We start from the raw sequence: 3,392 nt of genomic DNA, 5'->3' as shown, positions 1-3,392 counted from the left end.
AAGGGCCTTGAGAAACGGCTTGGCGATTTCCTCGTCGCTGAAGACTTTTACGAACATGAAGTTGTCCCTGATGGTCAACTCCTCGATGGGCTTGATCTTTCTATTCATTTTTCCTCCTGTCGCTACATGCTAAAAAAGCGACGGTTTGATTAGTGTTCTTTTGTTCACTACTAAATTTATACAAAAGTTTGGGCGGTGTCAAGGCAGGGCGCGAAAAAATTTTCACTTTGCAAACTATAGGCGACAGGGGGCGATGTTTTGGGCGTTGCCCTGGCGGGCCGGCCCCTTGCGCTATCGACTCGCGAAGCGAGTCGTTCGTTCAGACTCGCGCGACCTGCGACTGCACGAGGCAAGCGCCGCGCGAGTCCGGCCCCATGCGGGCCTGCGGGGCCTAACGCAAAAGCAGGGCGGAACTGCTCTTGACGCAGGTGCGAGACTGCGCCTATGATGGCGTGGTCTCTTTTACAGGGCCTTGATTTCTTCGGGAGTAAGGCCTGTTCGCTTAGAAATGATTTCCAGCGGAATTCCATCATCGCGAAACCCTTTGGCAAGTTCGCGCTTTTCTTCGTCGCGCCCCAGGGAAAGACCTTCGTTGCGACCTTCTTCCTTTCCCTGCAGGTAGGAGCCCTGCTTTTCGTAAAGCATGTCAGTCATGTTATCTACCTCCAGGAGTAAAAGTTCATCGGTGTACCCCACAAAAGATACATCTTTTGCGAAGTCTTCGTCAAGGAGATTTCCCGCTTTTTCCTCGTCGATGGTCTTGTCTTCCAACACATCGCGAAAGAGCCGCAGCATTTCTGCGCGGGGCGACACATCACGGGCTTCCTCCCGGCGATTTTCTTCTTGCAGACGGTCGTCCATGCGGAAGAACTTCGACATTTCCACAAGGAACACATCAATCTTCTTGAATGGATATTTGCGGTTCCGCATTACCTGGCACTGATGAAAATAAGTGTCAGGCTCCAGCGGGAACTGGTCATCCACAAGCAGCGAAAGCACATAGATATGCGGCAGCTCGTAACTCTTGTTTTTCTTCACCTGGTTATTCACGATGCGAGATGTGTAATAAACCAGACGGTCCATGAACAGCGTGTTGAAATTCTGCTGCACCTCGATGACCACGGGTTCATTCGCCTGATTGTATCCGTAAATGTCAAAAATGTTGGTCTTGTTGTCCATTACGCCAGGCTGTTCCTGAACGCCCAGGGTGAACTTCGTAATCGCCTTGTTCCCGGTTAGCCCGAGCATGGCGTTCAAAAACTTGATCGTTCGCTCCGGCTTGCCTTCGCTTGCCATCAGCATCTTGAAGATGCCATCGCTGAACGGATAGACATTCCTATAGATTTCACGGTACTTGGGGAGATTCTCGGGATGTTCCTTGAGATCACGGGCCATGGCCCAGAATTGGCTTCTATTCATACTTTCCTCCAGTCGCTACAGGCTTGAAAAAGCGACGGTTTGATTAGTGTTCTTTTGTTCACTATTAAATTTATACAAAAATTTGGGCGGTGTCAAGGCGGGGCGCAAAAAAAATTTCACTTTGCAAACTATAGGCGACAGAGGGCTATGTTTTGGGCGTTGCCCTGGCGGGCCGGCCCCTTGCGCTATCGACTCGCGATGCGAGTCGTTCGTTCAGCCTCGCGCTCCTTGAAACTGCACAAGGCAAGCGCCGCGCGAGTCCTAACCCATACGGGCGGCGGGGCCTAACGCGAAAGCAATGTGGAACCGACAGGGATGTTTTTCTTGAAGGCTTTCATGTCGGCTTCCGTCGGTGTGTCTATGCAAATCTTGCGGTGTTGATGGATGCCGATCTTGCAGTCATCACGAGCAAATTTTCCTTGCTGATTTTCTTAGACGCGGCTTGGGATTCTTCTTAAAGTTTGGCATAAAAACCCAAAAGACAACTTTCGTCTTAGTTAAAATTTTTACTTTTTGTAGTTTTCTACACAGCGAACAGAATACGCATAGGATTTATCTGCATTGGATTCAATGTTCCACAGATTGTCGGCAATCAACGTTGATTTTGCCCCTCGTTCATCGGTAGCGAATTCTTTTGGATGCCAGAAATATGTGTGTTCTCCGAAATACTTAAATTCACCTGCATCAACTTTTCCTACAGGCAAGGCAGACATGCCTGTGGAGTTATAGGCATCAGAACCTCCCCAAACAAGCCTAGATTTTAGCGAGCGATCTGATTTTTCTTTCATCACCTTCCACTCATTTAAATTCATGATATGCCACCCTTCGGGGCAAATTCCCCTGTGCTGAGCATAATTAAAAGCCAATTCTGGATTAGAATAATGTTCTGCAGTGGTATCAATCATGTCGGGGCAGCTTTCCGTTGTTCCAACAAAAGTCGTGTCACAGGCCTTGTGGAACCCCATGGCCTCGCTCCAGGTGTAGAGTCCTCCAAATCCGTTATCACAGTACCAGGAATCGTCGTTATAACAATATTTCTCCACCTTAGAATCGTCGGAGTTGATTTCGTTACTTTTGATTTGAGTTCCGAAGTTTAGATTTTCGGCAAAAGCTCGGAAGGCAATCTCATTTGACGAAGGCTTTAGGATGTTGATTGTTTTATATATCTGACCATCTCGAGAGTCGGTAAAATCTTCACCTGCATTTTTATTTTCCATACTATTAAACTTAAATTGCTCAGACATATCGTAATGAGGGTCAGGAACTTCAACATCAATTTTAATCATTTCTAAAACATCCCAAGCACCATCTACGCACTTATAGGTAACAATGTAGTTTGCCACGGTATCAACAAAAACAGAATCGTTTTCACATTTTGCTCTACGAGAGCTGGAGGAAACATCATTAGTATTTGACGAACTGCTTACAACCTTGTTCACAGAAGAACTTGACTTTCCATTGACTTTTACGCTAGAGGAACTGTTAGAATCTTCGCTATCGCTCGGGATGACACTTGAAGAAGAACCCGGAGTGACAGAAGAGGAAGAGTCGCCGTTGATGCTGGAGGACGATTCATCGTCCTCAACAGCGGAACTCAGGGAACTGTTTTCACCAGATGCGCTGGTGGAGTTGGAGTCATCGCCGCAGGCGTTAAAGGCGAACAGCGCAAAAGCGACCGCGCTGGTGATTGTGATTTTCTTGAAAGTGTTCATGTTAAAACTCTGTTAAATGTGTCTATGCAAATCTTGTGCTGTTGAAGGATGCCGATTTTGCAGTCATCACGAGCAAATTTTCCTTGCTGATTTTTTAGACGCGGCTTGGGCTTTTTTTTAATGCGCGGATTCTCATCGTCAAGTAAATCCGATCTAGGCTGAAAACAAAAAAAATCCCTAGAAAGTGAATTCTAGGGATGGTTAGGTTTCTAACTTGCGTTTTCGACCAAGAAAAGGACAAGCGATGAGACTTAACCGAGA

The 3,392-nt window shown here is 46.9% G+C and carries 2 protein-coding genes; both read right to left on the bottom strand.

Annotated features, from left to right (window positions below):
* Nucleotides 1–462: 462 nt before the first annotated feature.
* Nucleotides 463–1,419 (bottom strand): PD-(D/E)XK nuclease family transposase, encoded by a 957-nt coding sequence (locus tag BGX12_RS15040; protein ID WP_109736834.1) that lies wholly within the window; start codon nt 1,417–1,419, stop codon nt 463–465.
* A 506-nt stretch (nt 1,420–1,925) separates the two neighbouring features.
* Entirely contained in the window at nt 1,926–3,131 is a 1,206-nt protein-coding gene (locus BGX12_RS15030; protein ID WP_109736832.1) for an FISUMP domain-containing protein, read from the bottom strand.
* Nucleotides 3,132–3,392: the final 261 nt, after the last annotated feature.

The organism is Fibrobacter sp. UWR4, from assembly GCF_003149045.1.
In the GTDB taxonomy this organism is placed as follows: Bacteria; Fibrobacterota; Fibrobacteria; order Fibrobacterales; family Fibrobacteraceae; genus Fibrobacter.
The sequence above is the reverse complement of the archived record's forward strand: the minus strand, read 5'-3'. Positions and strand labels throughout refer to the sequence as shown.

Coding starts and splice junctions, on each gene's coding strand:
- BGX12_RS15040 (WP_109736834.1), bottom strand. CDS start 1,419: ATGAATAGAAGCCAATTCTGGGCCATGGCCCGTGATCTCAAGGAACAT.
- BGX12_RS15030 (WP_109736832.1), bottom strand. CDS start 3,131: ATGAACACTTTCAAGAAAATCACAATCACCAGCGCGGTCGCTTTTGCG.